Here is a 24,275-nt window from a genome sequence, read left to right as displayed (position 1 = left end):
AATCAAAAAGCCAAGAGGTGGACATGTTTTACAAAAATAGCAAAAAAATTGGCTCTATCGTTAAAATGGGGCTTATGGCGTTATCAATGTCGGTGCCAATGTCATTCACGTCAACAACTGCTTTTGCCGAAACAGTGATTAAAGCGGTGATGCATTCGGACCTACGGATAACCGATCCTATTTTAACAACCGCTCATATCACGCGCAATCATGGTTATATGATCTATGATGTTTTGATTGCGCAAGATTCTAATTTGCAGCCACGTCCGCAAATGGCAGATTGGACCATTTCAGAAGATGGTAAAACTTACCAATTCACCTTGCGCGATGGTTTACAATTTCACGATGGTTCACCTGTCACCAGTAAAGACGTTATTGCGTCTTTAAAGCGCTGGGGCGTGCGTGATAGCGGGGGGCAATTATTGCTTGATGCAACGGAAGAATTTACCGCCCCTGATGACAAAACAATTTTATGGAAATTAAAAAAGCCATTTAATCCATTATTATCTGTTTTGTCTAAGGAATCGAGCGTGCCAGCCTTTATCATGCCTGAACGAATAGCCAATACGCCAGCAGATCAAGCGATCAGTGAATTTATTGGCTCTGGTCCTTTTAAAATGGTTGTATCCGAGTTCAAACCAGGGCTTGGTGTTACTTATGAAAAATTTGCCGATTACATCCCGCGTGATGAGCCACCAGATGGCTTAGCAGGGGGCAAAGTAGTCTATGTGGATAAGGTGCAATGGATCAGCATGCCAGACCGCCAAACATCAATCAATGCGCTTGCTAATGGTGAAGTTGATTATCTCGAGCAGGTGACGGTTGATCTTATTCCATTGATTGAGGGTGATGAAGACATCATTGTCGAAAAGCGTGATAAATATGGTTTTCAAACTATGGGACGTATGAATTTTAAATATCCGCCCTTTGACAACCAAAAAATTCGCCAAGCTGCTTTATATGCACTGTCCCAAGAGCCTATACTTGCTAATCTTATGGCATCACCGGAATATTATAAGGTTTGCGGTGCTATTTTTGGGTGTGGTACTTTACTTGCCTCTGAAGATGGTGCTTCGACCCTTACTCATAATGGTGATATTGAAAAGGCCAAAGCGCTTTTAAAAGAAGCTGGCTATGATGGAACACCAGTTGTAATTATGCAGCCCACCGATACGGCTAGCCTTTTGGCACAGCCTATTGTTGCCGCCCAGCAATTGCGAGCCGTTGGCTTTAATGTGGATTTGCAACCGATGGATTGGCAAACGCTCGTTGGCCGCCGTGCATCGATGGTCGCACCTAAAGATGGTGGTTGGAATTTATTCTTTACCAATTGGGGTGTACCTGAAATTTCCAGCCCTTTAATCTCGCCTATGCTTAATGGTCGTGGTGACAAGGGGTGGTTTGGATGGCCTGTAGATGACGCTCTTGAACAGCTTAAGCAAGAATTTATCGCTGCCAATAATGATGATGAACGTAAAATAGTTGCGGAAAAGATTCAAAAACATGTTTTGGATTTTGTTATCTATATACCTTTGGGTGAATATCAAATGCCGCAAGGGCGACATAAAAACGTCACCGATATGTTACCCACTTCGATACCAGTTTTTTGGAATATTAAAAAATCCGATTAGCTATCAATAGTAAACAATCGGTTAGAGATGTTTTTCATCAAGGCTAAAACATCTCTAACCTTTACCATCAGTAATTTAAAACAATAAAATAGAGGTGAACATGTTATATAAGAAAAATCTCTTTAAAATACGCTCTGTCCTGAAGATTGGCTTTATCGCTTTATCTATGTCCTTAGCGTCAACAACCGCTTTTGCCGAAACTATTATAAAGGCGGTTATGCATTCGGACTTGCGTGTTACTGATCCAATTCTAACAACTGCGCATATTACGCGTAATCATGGTTATATGATCTATGATGTTTTGATAGCGCAAGATTCCCATTCAAATCCACGCCCGCAAATGGCGGATTGGACTGTGTCAGAAGATGGCAAAACCTATAGTTTTACTTTGCGTGATGGTTTAAAATTCCATGATGGTTCGCCCGTTACTGGTAAGGACGTTGTAGCTTCATTAAAGCGTTGGGGCGCGCGTGATAGTGGTGGGCAATTACTCTTTGATGCAACAGAAAAATTAGAAGCCGTGGATGACAAAACAATTGTCTGGACATTAAAGAAGCCTTTTCGCCCTTTACTTGATGTTTTGTCAAAAGAGTCAGCAGTTCCTGCCTTTATCATGCCAGAAGCTGTGGCAAATACGCCGCCCGATCAAGCGATAAAAGAATTTGTAGGCTCAGGTCCATTTAAAATGGTTGTTGCCGATTTTAAGCCGGGTATTGGTGTAACTTATGAAAAATTCACCGATTACATTCCGCGTGATGAGCCGGCCGACGGCATGGCAGGGGGTAAAGTTGTCTATGTGGACAAGGTGCAATGGATCAGCATGCCAGATAGCCAAACCGCGATAAATGCCCTTGCTAATGATGAAATTGACTACCTTGAAGAAATCTCAGTCGATCTTATTCCGCTTATTGAAGGCGATGATCATATTGTTGTTGAAAAGCGCGATAAGCTTGGATCGCAATCAATTGCCCGCATGAATTTTAAATATCCGCCTTTTGATAACCAAAAAATTCGCCAAGCAGCCTTATATGCACTGTCACAAGAACCAAGTCTTGCCAATCTTATGGCTTCGCCAGACTATTATCAGGTTTGTGGTGCGATCTTTGGTTGTGGTACATTATTAGCTGATGAAAGCGGTACGCAATCATTAACCCATAAGGGTGATGTTGATAAAGCAAAGGCTTTGCTAACCGAGGCAGGTTATGATGGTACGCCAATTGTTATTATGCAGCCAACTGATGTTGCAACTTTAGCGCCGCAACCGATTGTTGCAGCTCAGCAATTACGTGCGGCTGGTTTTAATGTTGATTTGCAACCTATGGATTGGCAAACGCTTGTTGGTCGCAGAGCGTCAATGGCAGCCCCCAAGGATGGTGGTTGGAATATGTTCTTTACCACATGGATCATACCTGAAGTATCCACACCGCTAAATTCGCAAATGTTGAATGGACGTGGAGATAAGGCTTGGTTTGGTTGGCCGGTTGATGAAAAAATAGAGGCGTTAAAGCAAGAATTTATCGCAGCAGATAATGATGATGAGCGCAAGGAAGTTGCAAAAAAAATTCAGCAGCATGTGATTGATTTTGTGCTTTATGTGCCACTGGGTGAATTCCAAATTCCACAGGCACGCCATACAAATATTAAAGATATGCTGCCGACCGCTTCACCAGTTTTCTGGAATATGAAGAAAGAACAATAATTATTTATCAAAAATAGTTGAGCATTTTCAATGTAATAAATTTTTTGAAAATGCTCAATTTTTAAGTCTTAAACGCTATAATGCGCCTAACCTTTGGTCAAGAGGTCTGTCAATGGGGCCTCTAGCGGTCTCGAATGCTTTAGCAAATTGCATTAGCTCACGGTCACCTCGTGGGCAGCCAATAATTTGGACACCTGCAGGTAGCCCATCCGCCGAGAAGCCGGCAGGTAGCGAAATTGCTGGTAAACCTGCCATGCTTGTTGGAATAACCACTTCCATCCAACGGTGATAAGTATCCATATCACGCTCTGCAATTTTAGCGGGCCAATTTATATTTACATCAAATGGAAAAACCTGCGCGGTTGGCAATACCAAATAGTGGTAACGCTCGAATAGGGATAGTAAATAAGTTAGCCATTGATTGCGGGTATTAATTGCATTGGCAACTGTGCTACCGCTCATTTTGAGCCCGCGTTCAATTTCCCAAATTGCTTCCGGCTTGAGCAGTTTTCGTTTTTCTTCATTTTCATAAAGCGCGGCATTAGCGGTTGCTACTGACCAACTGCGCAAATTTATCCAGCCTGTCCATAGGTTTTCAAGATCAAAATGCATATCAACAGCTTCAACGTCGCAGCCCATTTTTGTCATGACAGTAAGGGAAGATTGTAAAATATCCATCATGCCATTTTCCATTGCAAGATGACCATTCATGTCGCCTAAAAATCCAACCAATGTTTTATTCGCATTATATTGATCCGTCAGACTAAGATCTTCATTCGCAAGAGAATTAGGATCATTGGCTGAAAAGCCTGATTGTATGGCGAGCAAACGTGCCGTATCATTAACGTTGCGTCCCATTGGCCCATAAGCCGATAGCATATTATTATAAGATATTTGCGGGCCACTTGGCACACGGCCAAAACTTGGACGAAAGCCAACAATATTACAAAAGCCTGCTGGATTGCGCAGTGATCCCATCATGTCAGACCCATCTGCAACTGGTAGCATATGGGCAGCTAAGGCTGCGGCGGCACCACCGCTTGAACCACCCGCACTTTTATCAAGATTATAGGGGTTGCGGGTGCGGCCATGCAACGTATTATAGGTGTGTGATCCTAACCCAAATTCAGGCGTATTGGTTTTACCAATAATAATTGCACCGGCTGATCTAATTCTGGCGACATGAGTGTCATCTATGGTTGCAACATTATCTTGATAAGCAAGCGAGCCACGTGTTGTTTTTAAACCCGCCACTTGCGATAGATCTTTTATTGCTTGCGGAAAGCCATGCATCCAACCATAAGATATACCAGCTTTTAGAGCAGCATCGGCACTATCAGCTTCTTTTAAGACTATCTCTCTATCACGCCGCAATATGATAGCGTTTATTAAGGGATTGAGTGCATCTATGCGGTTAAGATAGGCTTCCATAACCTCGCGGCATGAAATTTCGCGCCGATGAATAAGTGCAGATAGGCTTTCTGCTGATAATTGGGTAATTTGCATGGGTTCTCCTCCGACATAAGCAAGGCTATCATAAAAATTATGTTATTGCTTTTGATGATTTATTTTATAAAAATTTAGCCTGCGATCGTTTTGGTTGTTGTTGTTAATCGCGAAAATACTGGATAATTTTGCTAAGATTTTCTTTTTTTTAAAGCCATCATCTAAAAAGTAAGGCCGCACTGAATTTGATAATTCTATGCGACCTCAACGATTATAATGAGCAGCCTTTACTTGGCTACACTTTTAATGCCGGCATCAAATGTATCGACCATAATATCAACATGCTCTTTTTCTAGGATAAAGGGTGGTGATATAATGAAGGTATCAGCAAGATTTCTAATCAAAACACCATGATCGCGGCAATAATCGGCAATTCTTGCGCCAAAATAATCAGATGGTTGGAAAGGTGTTTTATGCTCGCGATCCGCGACCATTTCAACGCCAATCATCAAGCCACACCCTCGGACATCGCCAATATTTTCATGTCTGGTTTGTAGGTCTTTTAATCGGTCGATAAAATATTGTCCAACATCGCCAGCTTTTTGAGTAAGATTTTCATCTTCGATAATTTTTAAGTTGGCAAGGGCTGAAGCGCAAGCCAAAGGATGGCCAGAATAGGTGTTACCATGGACAAAACCATGAATTGAAGGATTGGGTGTGTCGATTGTTTCAAATGTATGGGCAATTTCACGGCTCATCATTGTAACACCAAGTGGAACATAACCGCTATTAATGCCTTTTGCAAAAGACATAATATCTGGACGCACGCCCCAATGACGGCAGCCTAGCATCGAACCCAAACGCCCAAAACCAGTGACAACTTCGTCCGATATTAGTAAAATACCGTATTTATCACATAGTTGGCGCAAGCCTGGCCAGTAGTTTTTAGGTGGAACAATAATACCACCTGCACCTTGTACCGGTTCGGCAATGATTGCCGCCACATTGGCAGGCCCCTTATAAAGGATCTCACGCTCCATTAAATCAAGGCAAAGTGTGCCTAATTCTTCGTGGTTTTTGATGCCAAAGGGATTGCGATAAAGATGGGGCGTTTCAACTTGACTAAACCAAGATAAGAGTGGTTCAAAATTTTCGCGATAATATCGGCTGCCAATAGCCGAAAGTGCGCCAAGTGTAACACCATGATAGGCATTTTTAAGCGATATAATATGGGTGCGCTTTGGCTCGCCCTTTAAGCGCCAATATTGGCGCACCAATTTAAATGCGGCTTCATTTGCTTCCGAGCCACCAGATGAGAAAAAACAGGCACCCATATCTTCTTGTGCTGTCATCTCAACAAGGCGATTAGATAGATCCAAAGATGGTTGATTGCTTGAACCGGCAAAAAGCGAATAATAGCTTAACTTATCCAATTGTTGGCGAATTGCTTCTTTTATTTCCTCGCGTCCATGGCCGACATTAACATTCCAAAGGCCAGCTTGCCCGTCAATGTAGCTTTTTCCGTGATTATCGGTGACATAGACACCTTTGCCACCGGTAATAACAATGGGTGGAAATTTTTTTAAATTTTCAGGATCAGTAAATGGATATAATAATGGGTCAACAGTATTCTTCATATCATTATGCGAGTTCATAAAACTCTCCTCCATAGTTAAAAACAAAGACATAACCATTTATGTCGAGCATGTTAGAGCACATCTATTTATTGCTTTAGCAGTAACGTGCTTTTAAATTTATATTTTAGCGCATTTCCTGCAAAAGTTGTTTCAGCTTCTGATGTAAATGCTGCAATGTTAGCATGGAAAACCAAGATGCTATCAAAGACAATGTGGCAGATTTATTTATTGTGTCAATTGGTCCCAGCATATTCACTCATCTTCCATGTTAAATTCTTTAGGTTTTATTTTGAAAAAGCGGGTTAGGTACAGTAAATAGATAAATCCTATCGCAAACCAAATCATACCAATTATAAAAGTGATAGAAGAAAGCGATGTCCAAAGCCAAAGTGTAAATAAAAAGCCGATGAATGGTAAAACACCATAAATAATGAGTTTGCTGCCCTTATTCTGCTTTTGATCGATAAATAAGACTTTTATAACCGATAGATTAACAAACGAAAATGCCGCTAATGCGCCAAAGCTAATCATGTTAACGGCAAATGTTACACTCATTACCAATGCCAATAATGACACTAAGCTTACCACAAGCGTTGCGCCGATTGGGGTTCCAAATTTTTTGCTAATAACACCAAATATCCGATTGGGCAGCATGTTGTCTCGCCCCATTGAATAAAGGATGCGAACGACGCTTACCTGTGATGCCATCGCCGATGCGAAGGCACCTGCAATATAGGCTGCAGTAAAAAAAGTAACCAAAAAATGGCCACCCAATCTTGCCATAACATCGGTTGCGGCGGTATCTTCATTTTTGAAATCTTGCCAGTTTGGAAAAACCAAATGCCCTGCCCATGCGGTGATAATAAACAGTAATCCAGCAATAAGTGTGCAAAAAATGATCGCTATTGGCACGCTGCGTCGCGGATTATGGGCTTCTTCTGATAGGGTTGAAATAGCGTCAAAACCCAAAAAGGACAGGCAAAGAATCGCGGCGCCAGCAACAATTGAATTTAATTTTAAATCATCACCTATAAAGGGGCTAATGATAGAAGGGGCATCGCCTTTTAACACCATTGCAAAGGTAAGTGCAAAAAATACAATGAGAAAAATAGCTTGAGCACCAACAATGATAAAGTTCATTTTTGCTACAAGTTTAATGCCTAAAATATTAAAAATTGTTGCTAACGCAATAGATGCAATAATCCATATATGAGCAGAAATTGCCGGAAAATATTCATGGAGAAATATTCCGATAAGTAAAAAATTGATGAGTGGTAGAAATATATAGTCTAGCAGCAATGTCCAACCGACCATAAAGCCTACCGAAGAACCAAATGCCTTACTTGCATAACTATAGGCTGACCCTGCGGTTGGTTGTTTATTTACCATGCTACCATAGCTTAACGCCGTAAAAAACATGGCAAATAGTGTTACAATATAAGCAACAGGCAGGTGACCTTTTGTTATAGTTGTAACAACCCCATAGGTGGTAAAAATTGTAAGCGGCACCATATAAGCAAGGCCGAATAAAACCAAGGACGGCACACCTAGCACACGATGAAGAGATGATTTACTAATATCATTCATTTGGATACCCCATTATCCATAGATGTATTTATAAATCAAAAGCTGTTTGAAGTTGCATGATTGCAACCATCAAAAGGGTATTTAAATTTTTTTAAATATTATTATCAACCCGTTAGATGGCTATGCTTGAATTGATAATGTAGCGAGCATATTGACACTAGGTGTTTATAGCAAAATAGCCTATGCACTTCATTACCAATGCAATGATTATATCCTATATTTTTGCATTTTTAGTACGTGCATAAATTATAGGATGTCATAAAACAACAATGCGATATATCTTCAAAAACTCAAGGTGATTATAAAACACCCATGTTCCCTTATATTTATTTATAATTCCATTCATTCCATATTTTTATCAAGCCGTCTATAGAATATATTTGCTCATTTGATTTTCTTTAAAAATCTATATAACAAAAGAATATTTGCAATATAATATGCAGTTTATACGCTTTTTTGCAAAGATATATTAGGGGAAGGATCTCATATCTAATTTGCAGTCCAAGTAAGCCCTTTGTAAGCCATTTCATTGCTACCACGAACTTGTTTATTAACAGGATTAATTTTAATGTTATCTTCACGATGATTAATAACATAGCGTTCAAGATTAGGAAAATGGGCCTTTAAATCGATGAGCGGGCAATAACTAGCCTCAAGCTGAATTAGGGATGTACTATAAAAATCCTCCCAACCCGTAAATTTTTTTCCCCCTTCAATATTAAGCGCCACCAGTGATTTTAAATTGGATAATTTGGAGACATCCCCTTCACCACGAGGAAAGGTCAATGATAAAGCTTCTAAATTGGGGAAAATAAGAAGATTATCAAAATTCGAAACGGTTGAAGATTGCGTAAAAATACGCTTTAAATCACGTCCTTCAAAAATATGTAAGTCGTCATTAAAGCCATTTAACCCTAAATATCTTAATTTTGGCCAAGCATTCCCTAAATTTTTAATTTTATTAAACCGCCAAGGCCAAACATGAAGAGCCTCCAAATTGGGAAAAAAAGACGTCATATTTTTACCGAATTTAAAACTCGGATAAAATGCCTTTACATTAAAAAAATCATGAAATATTTTTTCATCAAAATCCTTTGAGAAACTTCCATCTCCAGTAAGATAAAAGGCTCTTATATTTTCTTTATTACTTATAAGATTTAAATTAATATCAGATTTATAATTTTTAATAAACGGGTTCTCTAAATGACACAATTCTATACTATCACAATTATACTCATCAATTAAATAGTGATATTTTTCATAACCTATTTCGGTAAAACGACCATGTATTTTTTGGTACAAATCATTATCTATTGTTGATATTTGCACACGTAAAAAAGAACTACCTCTTCTAATAGTAGTATCAATTTTCTCAAACAGCATTGTCATATTTTTTCCTAACAAGAACCGAAAGACCATGTGATTTTTTACATTTTTAGCTCATGGATCAAATTAAATTTTTTGATAAACGGTAATACGAAATATCATCAAAAACTCAAGGTTATTATAATAAGACCCATGTGCCTTTATCTTTATTATGAAAATATTTATTTGAAATTTACATCAAGCCGTCTATAGAATAAAGGTGGTTTATTCTTTTTGTCATATTCATCATTTAAGAATAGGATCATCTTCACATTGATATATCTTTGATAGGTGCATCAATGTTTTTTTAATAATTATCGCTGTATTTGTATCTTGCAACTTAGGTTAAGAGCTTTTTTGTTGATCAATCTATTGTTTTTATAAAGTAAATCAATTTATTGTAATTTATTCCATTTATAAAAAACTGGACATAATAAAGACTATAGCATAACGTAATGATAATTTCGACTAAGATTAACTTAGTTAAGTTTTTTCTTATTTATATCCCTTAAGGATTAATTATGCCCTCAACACATATTGGTTTTCCAACTGAGACAGTTATTGTTTTTCTTATTCTGTCTATAGGTGCTATTTTTATAGACTTATTTATGCACCGTAAGGATGAGGCGGTTTCGTTAAAAAGTGCTGCGCTTTGGTCGGTGTTTTGGGTGATTGTCGCAATGGCATTTGCGGCTTTCCTATATGTTCATCACGGTGCTGAAGTTGCCAGCCTATTTGTTACTGGTTATGCCCTTGAAAAAGTATTATCAGTCGATAATTTGTTTGTCATGATGGCTATTTTTTCTTGGTTCTCTATCCCTGATCGCTATAGGCACAGAGTTTTATATTGGGGTATTATCGGGGCCATTGTTTTTAGGGCAATATTTGTCGCAATTGGTACCGGCTTATTGAGTTTGGGGCCTTATGTTGAGTTAATATTTGCTTTGGTCGTTGCTTGGACCGCTGTTATGATGCTTAAAAGTAATGGCGATGAAGATGAAATCGAAGATTATTCTCAGCATCTTGCCTATCGTTTGGTTAAACGCTTCTTCCCTATTTGGCCTAAGCTTTCAGGGCATGCTTTTCTTTTGACACAAAAAGAAGTCGATGCGGAATTACAAAAGCCTGAAAATAAAGATATCACAATTGGTCGTGGTGCCAAAGCAATGCTATATGCTACCCCGCTTATGCTATGTGTTGCCGTTGTCGAATTATCTGATGTCATGTTTGCCTTTGATTCTGTGCCGGCTATTATTGCCGTTAGCCGCGAGCCACTTATTGTCTATAGTGCGATGATGTTTGCTATTTTAGGACTTCGTACGCTTTATTTTGTTCTTGAAGCCCTCAAAAAATATCTGTCGCAATTGGAAAAGGCAGTTATTGTTTTGTTATTTTTCATTGCCATCAAGCTTGGACTAAACGCTAGTGACCATATTTGGCATCACGGCTATAGTCTTTCGGCAAGTATGAGCCTTTATGTTGTGTTGGGCGTTCTTGCTTTGGGCATTATTGCTAGCATCATTTTTCCTGATAAGTCAGAAGAATAAAGCAATAAAACTAAATTTTTAAAATCCTAGCGCAATTAATATAAAATGTTTGATTGAGGTGCCCATTGCATAAATGGGCACTTTTTTATTACTCGCAATTGTTGCATCTTAGAAAAATGATGTGCTGATAATCCGATAGGTAAAAGCTATTTTGAAAAGCCCTGATTAAAATTTAGACCTAATTAAAGTCCTTTCTTATAATGTTTAAATGGCTGTTATGTTTAGGGTCAGGACCTATTAATTTGAACGAAATGGTATGAAGAAATTTTTGTGAGAACAAGGAGAAGAACCGCAGGAAATATAAATATTTTCAAGGGGCTTCGACAAAGTTATCGCGAAAATTTCTCATATCCTGAAAGGACACAAAAACAGCTGTAATCTACTGCGTCATAAAGCTCAAATGGGTATACCACCCACTTTTCGCTTTCCTCCTTGTATATTTTTGCTGTTTATTGTGCCATTTCATTTAAATTAATAGGTCCTGACCCTAATCATCTTTGCCATGCTTATAGCTATTTGCACACCTCTTTATGTCTTTTGCATTGGTAAGAACTATGCGGCTTGGTTTGGGGATTTAAAACGCCACATCATATAGGCAACCTATAAAAATAATTATACTTGACCAATTGCATCATGTTATATAGTTATTTGGTAGGCTGCCAACCAAAGGATCAGATGTGATGTTATTTCTTAAATTTTGTGGCAGTAATTTGATGAGGTTATCAATACGAAATAGCCTAATAGTGGCTAGTGTTTTGGCCAGCACCTTATCTGGATTGGCGCAAGAAAGTTCGCAAAATCAAAATGAAAGCGAACTTGAGACAATCACCATATCAGCAGATAGTGCTGAAGGTTCGGATTTTACCCAACCGCTTGCACGCACCATCATTAATGATCAAGAATTACAAAAAGCGCATATATCCGATACCAAATCGCTAGTTCAGCATGTACCAAATTTAAATTTTTCTGATTCTGGGCTTTCCTTTGCCAATACCATCAATATGCGCGGGGTTGGTTCCTCATCAGCCTTGATTGCACCATCGGTGAAATATTATGTCGATGGTGTTCCGCTGCCGGCTCGCATGTTTGATATGCCCTTTGGCTATATTGAAAAAATTGAGGTATTGCGTGGCCCGCAAGGCAATAATGGCGGGCTTAATGCGCAAGCCGGTGCTATCAATATAACCACCAAGGATCCATCACGTAATCTGGTGCGATCATGGGGCGCAACCATAGGCTCTTACGGACAAAAGCAAACGGAGTTATCGGTTGAGGGCAGTATTAATCAGCAAATAAGAGGTCTATTTGCAGCAAAAATCTATGATTATGATGGTGATATACGCAATATTTCTTGGTCGGCTCCCAATGTTGTTTCATCAAATGAAAGAAATTTGCGGTCGCGTTTTTATGGCACTTTGAATGGCAAGCTTATTTTTGAGACTGAAAATGCCGGCATTTTGACCATAAACACCGCTTGGCAAAAAGATCGCCAAAGACCAACCACTGGCTTATGGTTAGACAATCCGCAATATCCGCGCAATGCATTTAATCCACGCCCAAAACTCGAATCCCAAACAGCTTATATATCGGCGAAATATGAGCAAAATATTGGCTCAGCCGATCTTACGACAATCAGCAGTCTATATTATTACGATACCAAAATGAAAGCCGATATCATTGATGGTTTTATTGGCAATGCCCAAACCAATTTACCAGGTTTTTTGTTTCAAGCACCCGATGTTAATGTAAGGCGGATTAATGAAGATAATTTACAAGCTAGCCATGAAATGCGTTTAGAAGGGCTAACCGATAATAATATTGAATGGCAAGTTGGCACAATGGCGCTTTGGTCTCGCTTTCAATCAACCACGGATATAGTTAGTCAATCCTTGCCCAATGGTGGCTATAAGGGAATTACCAATACAACCCATCTAGCTGTTTTTGGCGAAACGAAAATAGAAATATTTTCGCGCTTAAACTGGATAATGGGTTTACGTCTTACCAATGAAATCAAAGATTTTGATGGTCGTTTTATCGGGCGTAAAGCTACAAGGTCAGAATTTTATGATCACGGCAAAGAAAATGATACGTTTTTAACCGGCCGCACTGGGCTAACATTTAACATTAGTGACAATGCGATAATTTATTCATCGCTCGCACGAGGGGAAAAAACGGGCGGCTATTTGTTTTACAATCAATTTGCCGCTTTTGGTGTTCCGCTTTCTCCCTATAAAAATTCAACAACATGGACGTATGAAGCAGGTATTAAAGCAAAAAATATTGCGGGATTTTTTGATATTTCCACTGTAGCTTTTTATAATGACACTAAAGATGAACAACTCTTTACATTTAACCCGTTTTTTGGTCGTGTTTTTGTCGAAAATGCCAATACGCATAGCTATGGCGGCGAAATGGAATCCGTTATACATCCAACCGATAATTTAAAATTTGGCTTAAATCTTGCGCTATTGCAAACAAAAATCACCAGTGGTCATAGCCTTATTCGCGGGAATGAAGTGCCTTATTCTCCTAAACTTAGCACGCTTATTTATGGTGAATATAAAAGGGACTTTAACCTTTTTGCGCAAGGTGAGGCATTTGCCCGATTAGAATATAGCTATACAGGCAAACGTATGATCGATCCTGCTAATAGCCGCCAATTAGATGCTTATGGCCTAATTAATCTTAATCTTGGCTGGCAAAATGAAACATGGGAAATATTTGGTGATATCGAAAATATTTTTAACAAAACTTATGTAAGTTCAGCCTATCAGGCTGGCCAAAATAGAATGGCACAACCGGTTTTCGCTGGCATTCCCGGTATTGGTCGCAGTTTCTCTGTTGGGATGAAAGTGAAGTTTTAATGGAGGAAGAACAAAAATTTATTAGCAAGGCGGCTGCACTTTTATTTTTACTTATGTGCAATGCGGCAATTCAAGTATTCTTTTTGCTGGCGCTGCCTTCACTAGGGCGCGATATGGGGTTATTACCTATACAAACAGGGGCAATTTTGGGTATAGCAGCATTATTAGCCGTCATCACTGCTCCGATATGGGGCTTCTTCAGTGATCGTTTTGGTCGCGAAAAAGTTTTGCTTATCGGCTTTTTAGCGGCCGCTTGTGGTACAATTATTATCATGATGATTATGGCTTCGGCCTTAATGAATAAGTGGCCTATATCACTGCTTTTTACCGCACTTTTAAGTGTACGGCTTGTGCAGTCCTTGTTGGCCGGCGGCATTTTACCAGCTGCCCAAGCCTGGATGGTTGATAATTCCTCGGTTGCTATGCGGGCGCAAGCAATGGGCCTATTAGGGGCAGCCTTTGGTTCTGGGGCGATTATTGGTGCCTTTTTGCTCTTTATATTGGGGGGTAAAGCGCCCTTATTGGGGTTGCTTTTCTTAAGCTTTTTGCTTTGTCTTGGTATTATATATTTTTGGCTAAAAATGTCATCCCTTGGCAGAGGCAATCATATCGGTGTTGCTAAGGCAGCTATTAATCTTCAAAAAGCCTATCCAGCATTTTTAATTACATTTTTTTGCATCACCATTTTTGGCTTTATGCAGCATATTACGGCTTTGCGGTTTGAAGACAGCTTTGCGATGATGCGTGGTGATGCGCTTAGCCTTGCGGGTGCAACTATGACTGGTGCCTCTTTACTAATGATCTTTAGCCAAACATTGGGGGTTAAGTTTTTAAAGGGTAGGGCATTTCATTTGCTTGTTATCGGCGCTTTGCTTTTATGCTTTGCTATGGTGGGGGTAACAATTGCTAACCAAGCCTATCAACTTATTATTGCCTTACAATTTATGGGTATTGCACTTGGCTTGATACTGCCCGGCAATCTTGCCTTTTTAGGCCTTATAACAAATCTTGGTGCGCAAGGTAAAGTAGCTGGGCTTAATAGTGCAGCGCAAGGTTTAGGCATGGCACTTGGGCCTTTTGGCGGGGCAGTGCTTTATCAACTCTGCGCTATCGCGCCAAACATCCTTGCGCTTACTTTTGCTTTATTTGTTTTTGTTTTCATTGTGATTAAAATAAGGGGGCTTTATAATGGCAGCTTTTCCAGATAGTGCGGCACTCGATTATGATCGCCGTATTCAAACGCTCATTCCCGGCTATAGTCTTGCATTATCGCTTATGGGGCTAAAATTTTTGCAGATTGCCAATGCCGCGCAAAATAGTGAAAAGCAGATGCGTATTTTAAGTGTTGGTTGCGGCACAGGAAGTGAAATCTTGGCGATAGCTCCATTGCTGCCAAACGCTCATTTTTATGGGGTAGATCCATCAAAGGGTATGATTGATATGGCGCAAAAACGGATAAAAGCTGCCAACCTTGCCCACCGTGTTACTTTAATCCATGGTTTGATTGATGATTGCGAGGAATGCAATTTTGATGCCATAAGCCTTTCTTTGGTGTTGCATTTTATAGCACAGGCCGAGAAAAGAGCATTTTTGCAAAAACTATCAAACAAATTAACCGCAGGTGGCTATTTCATCATGTTTGACGCAAGGCTTGATGATAATGATGATCTGTTAGCAATGTGGTTGGCTTGCCATCATGATAAAAATGCAGTCAATAGCATTATGGAGCGGATCCAAACCAAATGGGTACGCCTTTCGCAAGGGGACATGGAAGATTTATTCCATGAAACGGCTTTTACTAAGCCGTCGGTGTTTTTTCAAGCCTGTTGTTTCCATCTATCTCTTGCTTTTAAGGCAATATCATAAAAATAGGGGGAATTCATTGCGCTAGTTTGTTTTAGTTTTTAGCAAATGGTTGACGAGGATTTAATCTCGTTTATTTTAATAAAACTTATGAATGCGGATAGAAAGAGCATAATGCCAAAGCTTAAAACACCAGAAAACGACCTAAAGCAAAAAATTCTTGATATTGCTTTGGATATTGTTGAAAGCGAAGGCGTAAGGCAATTAACCCAACCTTATATTGTCAAAAAGGCTGGTCTGCGCCAATCTCACTTAACTTACTACTTTCCCAAAAAATCGGATCTTTTTCTTGCGCTTCTCGATGCATCCCATCAACGGCAAGAGCAAAACTCTGATGATGGGAATAAGAACATCATTGCAATTTTAAGCAGTTTTTTCTTCAATCGTGAGCGGATGCGTTTTTTTCTAACGATTTTGCTTGAAATTAATTATGAACCGCATCTTCGCATTGCAATGAAACAGCATATGGAAAGCCTTTATGGTTTAATTGCTAACCATGTGATTGGCGATTATCGTGATGAAGATATTGCAAGCTTTGTTGATGAGTTGCGGGGGATTGGGTTGCGTGTTCTCGTTGATGATGAATTACAGCATGGTTGTGAAGAATGCATTGTGAAATTGGCAAAGACGCATAATCTTGAATTGCAACAAACGTGATTTTTTAATTATTAGATTGTAACTGCTTATAAGGTGTTAAACTTTGGAAATTAAAACGCACCAAGATTTTTGTAAAAAATTATATGAATTAGGCGATGAGTTTGTTTTGGCTAAAGAGCAATTAGCCGAAAAGTTAAAAACCAATGCATGGGCTGATAAGGCAAATGATTGGGTTAATTTTGATGTGCAAAGCTTTTTGCATGCGATAGCGCGCTATATTGAAGATATGGCTCAATTGACGGAAGAAAATGCGGTTTTTCCACAAAATGTCATTAAAAATATTGATGATATTGATTGGCAAAGATTTTATCAGTTTATTGTTGCCGGCAAAGGTTACGAGTAGCAGATAGCAGTGGCTTAACCATGAGCCATTAAAGCTAACGCAGGTTTCAATAAAAAGGCTGGTTGTTACACCAGCCTTTTAAATTTTAGCTATAATTGCTAAGCGGTGGGCAAGAGCAAATGAGATTGCGGTCACCTGCCACATTATCAATGCGTGAAACCGGAGGCCAATATTTTTGGGTTGGATCGCGGTTTTCATCAGGGAAAGCAGCAATTTTGCGGCTATAGGCATGCGCCCAATTATCGTCCAAAGTTTCAGCTAAGGCATGCGGCGCATTGAAGAGTGGATTATCATCCTTTGGCCAAACGCCTTCACCAACCTTTTTCGCTTCACCAGCAATGGCAATCAATGCATCACAAAGACGATCAATTTCGCCCTTTGGTTCAGACTCGGTTGGTTCAATCATCAATGTGCCAGCAACGGGAAATGACATGGTTGGAGCATGGAAGCCATAATCAATTAACCGCTTGGCAACATCATCAACGGTGATGCCATATTGATCTTTTAATACCCGTGTATCAACAATACATTCATGGGCAACACGACCCTTTTTACCCTTATAAAGGATAGGATAGGCGCTGCTTACTCGTGTTGCGATGTAATTGGCGTTTAAAATGGCAACCTTGGTTGCATCACGCAAACCATCCGGCCCCATCATGCGAATATACATCCAAGTAATCACCAAAATCGACGCACTGCCAAAAGGCGCACTAGATACCGCATAATCACTGCCAAACTCTTCATGACCGGGTAAAAATGGCTTCAAGTGATTTGCGACTCCAATGGGGCCAACACCTGGGCCACCGCCGCCATGAGGAATTGCAAAGGTTTTATGCAAATTCATATGGCAAACATCGGCGCCAACATCCGCTGGGCGAGCAAGCCCAACCAATGCATTAAGATTAGCCCCATCAAAATAAACCTGACCACCATTTTTATGAATAATGTCGCAAATTTCGACAATGCCTTCTTCATAAACGCCATGGGTTGATGGATAGGTAATCATCAAGGCACCAAGCTTTTCGCTATATTGTTCTGCCTTGAAGCGCAGATCATCAATATCGACGTCACCATCATTGAGGCACTTGACCACAACCACATCCATGCCTGCCATATGGGCAGAGGCTGGGTTGGTACCATGGGCCGATGCTGGAATGAGGCAGATATTGCGATTATGATCGCCGCGTGATTCATGATAACGGCGAATGGCTAAAAGACCAGCATATTCGCCTTGCGCACCAGAATTTGGCTGAACGGATACGCCGGGAAAGCCGGTAATTGCGCTTAAATAATCTTCAAGCTGCTTAATCATTTGGCGATAGCCAACCGTATCACTTTGCGGTGCGAAAGGATGAATATTGGCAACTTTTGGCCAACTTACTGGTAACATTTCTGCTGCCGCATTAAGCTTCATGGTACAAGAGCCAAGTGGAATCATTGCGCGGTCAAGGGCAAGATCCTTATCGGCCAAGCGGCGTAAATAACGCATCATGTCTGTTTCAGATTTTACACCATGAAAGGCTGGTTGCGTCATGAAAGGACCAAAACGCTTTGCTTCCGGCAATTGACTTTCAATGGCTTCACCAACCTTGGCACCAAATAATTGGCAAAGGGCGTAAAGATCATCCTCGGTTGACACTTCATCAAAATTAATCGACAAATGATCGCCATCAATAATGCGCAGTAAATAGCCTTTTTCGCGAGCGGCAAAGGCGATTTCTTCCGCTTCACCTTTGACTTTTACGGTGACGCAATCAAAGAAATATTCGCCTAAAGTTTCAATATTAACGCCGTTAAGCGCAGCTTTAAAGCGGGCTGCAAGCTCATGAATACGCTTAGCAATGGCTTGTAAACCCTTAGGGCCATGCCAAATCGCATAAGATGCTGCCATATTAGCAAGCAATGCTTGCGCCGTACAAATATTAGATGTGGCTTTGTCACGGCGAATATGCTGCTCGCGTGTTTGCAAAGCAAGACGGAAGCCAACACGCCCCTTGGTATCAATTGATTGACCAACAATACGCCCAGGGATAATACGGGTTAAGTCACTCGCTACAGCAAGATAACCAGCATGTGGGCCGCCAAAGCCCATAGGAACGCCAAAACGCTGCATGGAGCCAACGGCAATATCCGCGCCCCAACTTGCAGGGGAAGCAAGTAGCGTAAGGGCAAGTGGGTCAGCAACGGTGATAACACGTGCGCCTGCTGCCTTTGCTTGGCGAATAACAACGGAATAATCGTTGAAAACGCCATAAGTATCAGGCCAAGGCACAATAATTGCCGCGGTTTTTTCATCAATTGTGCCGTTTTCTTCAACGCTATAGCCTTGAGTGATAGCGCGGGTCTTGGCAACATCAAGGGTTTGCGGATGTAAATCACCACAAACTACAATTTTTTCGCGATTATCTTTAAAGGAACGGATAGCAAGAGCGTTTGCTTCGGCTAGTGCGGTTGCTTCATCAAGCAATGATGCGGCAGCAATCGGTAAGCCAGTTAATTCTGCTACCAAGGTTTGAAAGTTGAACAAAAGTTCAAGGCGGCCTTGACTAATTTCAGCTTGATATGGCGTGTAGGCAGTATACCATGCCGGATTTTCAAATAAATTTCGCAAGATAACAGGTGGCACAAATGTGCCGTGATAACCTTGACCAATAAAGCTTTTATGCAAGGCATTTTGTTCCATAATGCCTTGCAATTCATTTAATGCTTCCGCTTCGCTTGCTGCCTTGGGCAAATCCAGCAAACCTTTTAGACGGATAGAGGCCGGCACTGCCTCCTCTACCAGTTGGTCTAAATTATCAAGACCAAGCACATCAAGCATGGTGCTGACATCATTGGCGTCTGGCCCTATATGGCGATCTTTAAATAAATGTTCACTCATACATCACCTCTAGCCGACCAATGCGTCATAGGCAGCTTTATCAAGCAGGCTATCAAGTTGGCTTTTATCACTCAGTTTCATGCGCCATAACCAGCCTGCATCTTCAGCACTTTGATTGACAAGCGATGGATCACTGGAAAGAGCTTCGTTGATTTCAATCACTTCTCCATCAACAGGCGCATAAACGTCTGATGCAGCTTTAACTGATTCAACCACCACAATAGCATCGCCCTTGGCAACAGTTTTACCAACATCTGGCAATTCAACAAAAACAAGATCACCCAATTGCTCTTGTGCATGGATGGTAATGCCCACAGTAGCGATATCGCCTTCTACGCTCATCCATTCGTGATCTTCGGTATAATAAAGTGTAGACATTGATTTATCCTTTAAAGTAATTTTGCGGAACAAAGGGAAGGGCATGAACGAGGACAGGGATTTTTTTACCCCGAACATCGGTATAAATTTCTGTGCCAATAGTGGCAAACTGCGTTGGTACATAACCCATTGCAACGGGGGCATCAAAAGATGGGCCAAAGCCACCAGAAGTCACAATGCCAATTTTTGTCCCATCTTGCTCAAAAAGTTCGGCGCCGGCGCGTACTGGTTGGCGGCTTTGTGGTGCAAGGCCAACGCGTTTTTTGGCAGGACCTTGGGCAAGAAGCTCAAGAAATGCCTTAGCACCGATGAAATCAGCCTTTTCGCGCACAGCTTTGGTAACCGCCCAAGTGATAGCGGCTTCAATTGGATTTAGCTCGGGGGTAATATCTTGTCCATGCAAGCAAAGACCTGCTTCAAGTCGTAAACTATCGCGTGCAGCAAGGCCAATCCACTCAACGCGTGGATCATTAATCAGTTTTTCAGCAATAGCTTTTGCGTCGTCAAGCGGTATAGCAAGTTCAAAACCATCTTCACCCGTATAACCAGAGCGGGTAATGAACCAATTATTATCGGTTAACAAACCATGCATGAAAGTAAGATCTGTACCAGGCAAGCCCAAATCATTCATAACATTAGCTGCTTGCGGTCCCTGCAATGCTAGGAATACGCGGTCAAGCGGAGTAATTGTGCAATTAAAACCACTTTGACGTTTTTGCAATTCTGCAATATCTGCATCGGCGTTACCAGCATTGGCAACCACTATAAAGCGCGTGTCACCAAGGCGTGTGATGATAAGATCATCAAGAATGCCAGCCTTATCATTTAAAAGATAATTATAGCGCGACTGGCCAAGCTTAAGCGCATCTGCATCAAGTGGTACTGCATGATTTAAAAAACGGGCTGCGTCCGTCCCCTCAACCAAAATAAGCTTCATATGTGAAATATCAAAAAGACCAACTGCTGATCGCGTATGCAAATGTTCTTTCATCACCCCAAGCGGATAGGTAATTGGCATATGCCAACCGGCAAAGCCACCAAATTTTGCACCTGCTGCTTCATGCATGGCTTTGAGGGGTAATTCTTTTAGATTGCTATCGATGTCACCCATAATCTCTCCCATAAAAGGCTAGCATTTGGGAAAGAGTTTTTATCTTCTTGCCCGCATACCAAAACACAATATCCGCGCTATCTTCATGATAGGCAGATTACTATTGTGCCCTTCTGTCGAAAGCCTGAGAGACTCGTGGAAGAATCCACTTACACCTTCGGCGCGGGGCTTCCCCCGACTTTCCAGAGTTGCTTTATCTTAGCTGCGGTCCTTTTGCCTGAGAGATTACGGGCGGTTTTCCCCTTCGGCGATTTATTGAAAAATTCTCTCCCGCAGCAAGATGGAAAAATGCTTTTTCCTGCTTAACGATGAGGATGGCATATCTTTTAAAACATTTCTAGAGGCTAATTGTGTAAATAAGACAGATTGCCCCAACTTAATTATAATAATTACAAAATGGTTTTAAAAATCGAAAGAGGTAAGCTATTCTTTTACAAATAAGCTAATTGAATAAGATGAGGCTTGGTAAAATTGTTGCGATTCAATCAACTTTGCAGACTTTTCTTTGATATTCGATGCTAATTTAACATCTTGTTAGAATGATTTAAAAGGCGTATTATAATTTAAATATGATGGAGGTGGCCATGTTACGTGAACTTGCTCAAATAATATTAGATTTTGCTGGGACTGTGGCTAGTTTCTTTTTCCCAAGCGATGCGGTTAATTTTGATTTTATCCGCATGGCAACAGCTTTAATATTAATGATTATTGTTGCACTGATTATTTGGGGATTGCCAACCTTATTGCATCGTAAGTAAATGCAGATTAAAGCTTTAGGGTAATCGTTCTTAATGAGTTATTATTTGCTATTTTTATAGTTTTATTTGGTATATGGGCTGCAACTTTTTTCTTGAAAAATCAATGAGTTGTTGTAAGGCCTCTTTTACCACAGGGATGCGGTATACAAATTCTAAATCATAACTACCTTTAAACATTTTATGCTTTATCAAATTGATGTTTGAAGGACAATTATAGCGTGATGCACTTGATATAATTGTATAGCCAAGTCCACTTGAAGCAAGACCAAGGCACGAATTAAAATCAGTAGCTGCTTCAACTATATTGGGTTTAAACTTGGCTTTGCGACATTCGGTCAAAGTAAAATCATAAAATTCTGGCGACATCTCGCGTGGAAAAAATAAGCAAGGTTCATTTTCTAGCTGCTTTAAACTGGTTCTTGACATTTGGTTCAAAGGACTGTCTTTGCTGCAAGCAATGAGTAGGTGACAGCGCATAGCTGGTATTGCTGCTTTGGTAGTATCGGCCTTTTGCCGCCAGGCCATAAATCCAGCATCAAGAGTTCCAAGTTGTAACCGTTCTGTTTGGCCAATAGCAAGGGTCGGTTCTAAAATAAGCTTAATTCCCGGGTGTTCTTCCTGAAATTCTTTTATGAGCTCAATAAAAAATGGGTTCCATGTATAGCTGGGTGCACTGCCAATATGGAGGGTTTCTTGCTGATTGCCGATGCGCTTAACATTGGTTGTTGCTTGGTCAAGGGCTTGTAGAACAAAAGTGCAGTCTTTGAGTAATTGCTCGCCTGCTGCAGTTAATTCTATGCCTTTTTGCCGGCGTAAAAAAAGGCTAACGCCGAGAGAATATTCTAATTCGGCAATTTGTCGGCTTAATGCTGGCTGCACAATAAAAAGATGGCGCGCAGCTTCAGAAATGCTGCCATATTGGGCAACCGCCGAAAAATAACGAATTTTTTTCACATCAATCATATAAGAACCAACAAAATATTTTAGAATATGCAATTTCACATTATTCTTTGAAAATCTACCCATACTTTTTTGTTATGACTCTTATCATCAATTAACAGTCTTTAAAATTGAAGATTTTTGATAGTTCTGTCGTAACAATCATTGGAGGTAAAGTTATGGGAGACGTTTCGCAGGCACCTGAAAATAAAGCTGTATCACGAAAAGTCATTACAGCTGCCGTCTTGGGCGGTGCATTGGAGTGGTATGATTTTGGTGCTTATGCTTTATTCGCATTTGTAATTTCAAAGCAGTTTTTTCCAGCAGAAAATGAAGTCGTATCACTGCTTTTAACCTTTATTACATTTGCAGTTGGTTTTGTAACACGTCCTTTAGGGGCTATTGTATTAGGTGCTTATTCTGATCGCGTTGGACGTAAGTCAGCCCTTTCATTAACAATGTTGCTAATGGCACTAGGCATGGCAATTATCGCATTTTGTCCAACCTATGCACAAATTGGTATTTTTGCACCGATCATTATTGTGATTGCACGTCTTATTCAGGGGATTTCTGCGGGGGGGGAAATAGGTAGTGCCTTATCTATTCTCGTTGAAACTGCCCCAAAGCATAAAAGAGGTCAATATGCTGCTTGGCAACAAGTTAGCCAAACGGGCGCCTTTTTAGTGGCTGGCCTTGTTGGTTGGAGTATTACATCTCTTTTAGATGCTGATCAGGTAGCTAGTTGGGGGTGGCGTGTTGCTTTTGCATTTGGTATGCTTGTTGCGCCTGTCGGCTTCTATATTAGAAAGCAGATTGATGAGTCTCCAGAATTCTTAGCTCAGAATGCAAAAGGGCCAAAAGAACATGTCCCATTTGCAGTGCTTGCAAAAAACAACGGTAAAGCGCTACTAATTGGTATTGGTATTGTGATTATTTGGACCGTCACAAGTAAAACAGCTAGCTCATTTATGCCAACTTATGCGATTACTAATTTAAAGATGGAGCTATCTTCGCCTTATCTTGGTATGATTGTTGTTGGTATTGTATTGCTATTTTGTCCATTCGTCGGTGCATGGTCTGATCGTATTGGTCGTAAACCTATTATGATTGGTGCGGCTGCTGCTATTTTTGTAAGTGCTTATCCAGCATTTTGGATATTATCAGCCTATCCAACTGTGTGGGTATTGATAGCGCAGCAATTTTTCTATGCAGTTTTAATGGTGTTTTATACAGCGCCAGCGTCTGCTGCACTTTCAGAATTATACCCAACAGCGTTTAGATCATCAGGAATTTCTTTATCCTATAATATTGCGGTTACTATTTTTGGTGGATTTTCGCCAGTCATTTCTACCGCACTTATCGGCTTTACCGGTGATAACCGCGCCATTGCTTATTATATTATGTTTGCAGCATTGGTGAGCATCATAGCACTTTGTGCCGCCAATTTCTCAAAACCTTCTAAGGCTTAAGGTATAAATATTAGGGGGCAATAAAGTTCCCCCTAATGACTTTTCATAAAATGCAATGAGATCTTTAGTTAGATTTTTTATCATAAATATAAGTTTACCT

18 protein-coding genes and 1 riboswitch are annotated in these 24,275 nt (G+C 40.4%); of the genes, 10 read left to right on the top strand and 8 right to left on the bottom strand.

Annotation, left to right across the window (positions count from 1 at the left end):
* The first annotated feature begins 23 nt into the window (after positions 1 to 23).
* Together N6B01_RS09895 and N6B01_RS09890 are read left to right on the top strand one after the other, a co-directional pair.
* A complete protein-coding gene (locus N6B01_RS09895) occupies positions 24 to 1,631 on the top strand; it encodes an ABC transporter substrate-binding protein (RefSeq protein ID WP_262078549.1) in 1,608 nt (535 codons plus the stop codon).
* Between the two features lie 100 nt (positions 1,632 to 1,731).
* Positions 1,732 to 3,330, top strand: a complete 1,599-nt coding sequence (locus tag N6B01_RS09890) for an ABC transporter substrate-binding protein (RefSeq protein ID WP_262078548.1) — start codon at positions 1,732 to 1,734, stop codon at positions 3,328 to 3,330.
* A 75-nt stretch (positions 3,331 to 3,405) separates the two neighbouring features.
* Here the strand turns inward: N6B01_RS09890 and N6B01_RS09885 are convergent, their stop codons facing one another.
* From N6B01_RS09885 to N6B01_RS09870, 4 genes are all read right to left on the bottom strand, one after another.
* Positions 3,406 to 4,836 carry an amidase gene (locus N6B01_RS09885; protein WP_262078547.1) on the bottom strand — a complete coding sequence of 477 codons (1,431 nt, stop codon included), beginning with the start codon at positions 4,834 to 4,836 and terminating at the stop codon, positions 3,406 to 3,408.
* A 227-nt stretch (positions 4,837 to 5,063) separates the two neighbouring features.
* Entirely contained in the window at positions 5,064 to 6,431 is a 1,368-nt protein-coding gene (locus N6B01_RS09880; RefSeq protein WP_262078546.1) for an aminotransferase class III-fold pyridoxal phosphate-dependent enzyme, read from the bottom strand.
* Between the two features lie 234 nt (positions 6,432 to 6,665).
* Positions 6,666 to 8,000 carry an APC family permease gene (locus tag N6B01_RS09875; protein WP_262078545.1) on the bottom strand — a complete coding sequence of 445 codons (1,335 nt, stop codon included), beginning with the start codon at positions 7,998 to 8,000 and terminating at the stop codon, positions 6,666 to 6,668.
* A 489-nt stretch (positions 8,001 to 8,489) separates the two neighbouring features.
* Positions 8,490 to 9,389 (bottom strand): hypothetical protein, encoded by a 900-nt coding sequence (locus N6B01_RS09870; RefSeq protein ID WP_262078543.1) that lies wholly within the window; start codon positions 9,387 to 9,389, stop codon positions 8,490 to 8,492.
* 497 nt (positions 9,390 to 9,886) lie between these two features.
* Here N6B01_RS09870 and N6B01_RS09865 point away from each other — a divergent pair, with 497 nt between their 5' ends.
* The 6 genes from N6B01_RS09865 to N6B01_RS09840 all read left to right on the top strand — a co-directional run bounded on the left by N6B01_RS09865 (position 9,887) and on the right by N6B01_RS09840 (position 16,639).
* Positions 9,887 to 10,912: a TerC/Alx family metal homeostasis membrane protein gene (locus tag N6B01_RS09865; protein ID WP_182417598.1), complete on the top strand. Its 1,026-nt coding sequence runs from the start codon at positions 9,887 to 9,889 to the stop codon at positions 10,910 to 10,912.
* A 755-nt stretch (positions 10,913 to 11,667) separates the two neighbouring features.
* Positions 11,668 to 13,776 carry a TonB-dependent receptor gene (locus N6B01_RS09860; protein ID WP_262078542.1) on the top strand — a complete coding sequence of 703 codons (2,109 nt, stop codon included), beginning with the start codon at positions 11,668 to 11,670 and terminating at the stop codon, positions 13,774 to 13,776.
* A complete protein-coding gene (locus tag N6B01_RS09855; RefSeq protein ID WP_262078540.1) occupies positions 13,776 to 14,984 on the top strand; it encodes an MFS transporter in 1,209 nt (402 codons plus the stop codon). The genes N6B01_RS09860 and N6B01_RS09855 overlap by 1 nt, the downstream gene beginning before the upstream one ends.
* Positions 14,965 to 15,642: a class I SAM-dependent methyltransferase gene (locus N6B01_RS09850; RefSeq protein ID WP_262078538.1), complete on the top strand. Its 678-nt coding sequence runs from the start codon at positions 14,965 to 14,967 to the stop codon at positions 15,640 to 15,642. The genes N6B01_RS09855 and N6B01_RS09850 overlap by 20 nt, the downstream gene beginning before the upstream one ends.
* 111 nt (positions 15,643 to 15,753) lie before the next feature.
* Positions 15,754 to 16,296, top strand: coding sequence for a TetR/AcrR family transcriptional regulator (locus tag N6B01_RS09845; RefSeq protein WP_262078536.1), 543 nt, complete (start codon positions 15,754 to 15,756; stop codon positions 16,294 to 16,296).
* A 43-nt stretch (positions 16,297 to 16,339) separates the two neighbouring features.
* Complete coding sequence (locus N6B01_RS09840; protein WP_262078534.1) at positions 16,340 to 16,639, top strand: DUF7660 family protein; 300 nt, start codon at positions 16,340 to 16,342, stop codon at positions 16,637 to 16,639.
* Positions 16,640 to 16,724: 85 nt separating this feature from the next.
* On the opposite strand, the gene gcvP is transcribed toward N6B01_RS09840, so the two are convergent.
* The 3 genes from gcvP to gcvT are packed head-to-tail and all read right to left on the bottom strand — an operon-like array spanning position 16,725 to position 21,009.
* On the bottom strand, positions 16,725 to 19,520 hold the full coding sequence (gene gcvP, locus N6B01_RS09835) for an aminomethyl-transferring glycine dehydrogenase (protein WP_262078533.1): 2,796 nt from the start codon (positions 19,518 to 19,520) through the stop codon (positions 16,725 to 16,727).
* Between the two features lie 9 nt (positions 19,521 to 19,529).
* Positions 19,530 to 19,898, bottom strand: coding sequence for a glycine cleavage system protein GcvH (gene gcvH, locus N6B01_RS09830; protein ID WP_262078532.1), 369 nt, complete (start codon positions 19,896 to 19,898; stop codon positions 19,530 to 19,532).
* 4 nt (positions 19,899 to 19,902) lie between these two features.
* Positions 19,903 to 21,009 carry a glycine cleavage system aminomethyltransferase GcvT gene (gene gcvT, locus N6B01_RS09825; RefSeq protein ID WP_262078530.1) on the bottom strand — a complete coding sequence of 369 codons (1,107 nt, stop codon included), beginning with the start codon at positions 21,007 to 21,009 and terminating at the stop codon, positions 19,903 to 19,905.
* 195 nt (positions 21,010 to 21,204) lie between these two features.
* Positions 21,205 to 21,292: riboswitch (glycine riboswitch) on the bottom strand.
* 301 nt (positions 21,293 to 21,593) lie between these two features.
* Between gcvT and N6B01_RS09820 the strand changes: the two genes are divergently transcribed.
* Positions 21,594 to 21,767: a hypothetical protein gene (locus N6B01_RS09820; RefSeq protein ID WP_182417589.1), complete on the top strand. Its 174-nt coding sequence runs from the start codon at positions 21,594 to 21,596 to the stop codon at positions 21,765 to 21,767.
* Positions 21,768 to 21,821: 54 nt separating this feature from the next.
* On the opposite strand, the gene N6B01_RS09815 is transcribed toward N6B01_RS09820, so the two are convergent.
* A complete protein-coding gene (locus tag N6B01_RS09815) occupies positions 21,822 to 22,730 on the bottom strand; it encodes a LysR family transcriptional regulator (protein ID WP_182417588.1) in 909 nt (302 codons plus the stop codon).
* A 155-nt stretch (positions 22,731 to 22,885) separates the two neighbouring features.
* On the opposite strand from N6B01_RS09815, the gene N6B01_RS09810 reads away from it, so the two are divergent.
* Positions 22,886 to 24,175: an MFS transporter gene (locus N6B01_RS09810; RefSeq protein ID WP_262078529.1), complete on the top strand. Its 1,290-nt coding sequence runs from the start codon at positions 22,886 to 22,888 to the stop codon at positions 24,173 to 24,175.
* The last annotated feature ends 100 nt before the right edge of the window (positions 24,176 to 24,275 follow it).

It is taken from the genome of Bartonella sp. HY406, assembly GCF_025449315.1.
In the GTDB taxonomy this organism is placed as follows: Bacteria; Pseudomonadota; Alphaproteobacteria; order Rhizobiales; family Rhizobiaceae; genus HY038.
Note: the sequence above shows the minus strand (reverse complement) of the source record. Positions and strands in the feature narration are given on the sequence as shown.

Excerpts from the sequence above, each read along its gene's own strand:
- N6B01_RS09895 (WP_262078549.1), top strand. The coding sequence starts at position 24 with ATGTTTTACAAAAATAGCAAAAAAATTGGCTCTATCGTTAAAATGGGG.
- N6B01_RS09890 (WP_262078548.1), top strand. The coding sequence starts at position 1,732 with ATGTTATATAAGAAAAATCTCTTTAAAATACGCTCTGTCCTGAAGATT.
- N6B01_RS09885 (WP_262078547.1), bottom strand. The coding sequence starts at position 4,836 with ATGCAAATTACCCAATTATCAGCAGAAAGCCTATCTGCACTTATTCAT.
- N6B01_RS09880 (WP_262078546.1), bottom strand. The coding sequence starts at position 6,431 with ATGAACTCGCATAATGATATGAAGAATACTGTTGACCCATTATTATAT.
- N6B01_RS09875 (WP_262078545.1), bottom strand. The coding sequence starts at position 8,000 with ATGAATGATATTAGTAAATCATCTCTTCATCGTGTGCTAGGTGTGCCG.
- N6B01_RS09870 (WP_262078543.1), bottom strand. The coding sequence starts at position 9,389 with ATGACAATGCTGTTTGAGAAAATTGATACTACTATTAGAAGAGGTAGT.
- N6B01_RS09865 (WP_182417598.1), top strand. The coding sequence starts at position 9,887 with ATGCCCTCAACACATATTGGTTTTCCAACTGAGACAGTTATTGTTTTT.
- N6B01_RS09855 (WP_262078540.1), top strand. The coding sequence starts at position 13,776 with ATGGAGGAAGAACAAAAATTTATTAGCAAGGCGGCTGCACTTTTATTT.
- N6B01_RS09850 (WP_262078538.1), top strand. The coding sequence starts at position 14,965 with ATGGCAGCTTTTCCAGATAGTGCGGCACTCGATTATGATCGCCGTATT.
- N6B01_RS09845 (WP_262078536.1), top strand. The coding sequence starts at position 15,754 with ATGCCAAAGCTTAAAACACCAGAAAACGACCTAAAGCAAAAAATTCTT.
- gcvP (WP_262078533.1), bottom strand. The coding sequence starts at position 19,520 with ATGAGTGAACATTTATTTAAAGATCGCCATATAGGGCCAGACGCCAAT.
- gcvH (WP_262078532.1), bottom strand. The coding sequence starts at position 19,898 with ATGTCTACACTTTATTATACCGAAGATCACGAATGGATGAGCGTAGAA.
- gcvT (WP_262078530.1), bottom strand. The coding sequence starts at position 21,009 with ATGGGTGACATCGATAGCAATCTAAAAGAATTACCCCTCAAAGCCATG.
- N6B01_RS09820 (WP_182417589.1), top strand. The coding sequence starts at position 21,594 with ATGTTACGTGAACTTGCTCAAATAATATTAGATTTTGCTGGGACTGTG.
- N6B01_RS09815 (WP_182417588.1), bottom strand. The coding sequence starts at position 22,730 with ATGATTGATGTGAAAAAAATTCGTTATTTTTCGGCGGTTGCCCAATAT.
- N6B01_RS09810 (WP_262078529.1), top strand. The coding sequence starts at position 22,886 with ATGGGAGACGTTTCGCAGGCACCTGAAAATAAAGCTGTATCACGAAAA.